The sequence below is a fragment of the Escherichia albertii NBRC 107761 = DSM 17582 genome, assembly GCF_000759775.1.
GTDB classification, from domain to species: Bacteria; Pseudomonadota; Gammaproteobacteria; order Enterobacterales; family Enterobacteriaceae; genus Escherichia; species Escherichia albertii.
Genome location: NZ_BBMY01000235.1, coordinates 1 through 543, shown reverse-complemented (window position 1 = coordinate 543; position 543 = coordinate 1). Strand labels below are relative to the sequence as shown.

The 543-nt window shown below is 37.0% G+C and carries 1 pseudogene; it reads right to left on the bottom strand.

The window, feature by feature from the left end:
• Positions 1–282, bottom strand: a pseudogene (gene tccP2 / locus EA14781_RS25135) (Tir-cytoskeleton coupling protein TccP2); the annotation flags it as partial.
• Positions 283–543 lie beyond the last annotated feature (261 nt).

The following is a 543-nucleotide window of genomic DNA, read 5'->3' as shown; positions in this document are numbered from 1 at the left end:
TAGGCGTTTGGCCACATCAGGTAGAGGCCGATGTAAAGCGTTTTTTTCTATACTTGACTGAGTATAAGATGTGGAACGTTGAAGTCCTGATTCCGTATAAGAATTTTTTACCTTAAAAATAGTTGTTGCACTGGCAGGACTGTTGCTGGGAGAAAGAGGTGAGCTGGTTTTTACCGTGTTAGGTGTGCTTTTGTGCTGTGAGGCAGTGAAGCTACTGTTACGCGTAACACTTGATATACTGCGAGGAATGCTGGAAAAAAAAGAATTAATGCTATTTATCATATAGATAACCTTATAAGAACTTTATGTGATAGTCTAATTTATCCGTTTGCATGAAATCTACCTTTTGTGAAATTCTCGTCAATATTTTACTCAAAATGATCGGCTGTAGGAATAAACTATTTGATATTATTGCGTTTTTAGAGTTGTTTTCAATCAGCTATAGATAGGGCTTGGCGCCAGAATGGAGAATATTTAACGAGAAATAGAAGCTTTGTATCAGACGGGCTTCCCTGAATAGAGAAGTTAAATAATCAGGATGAT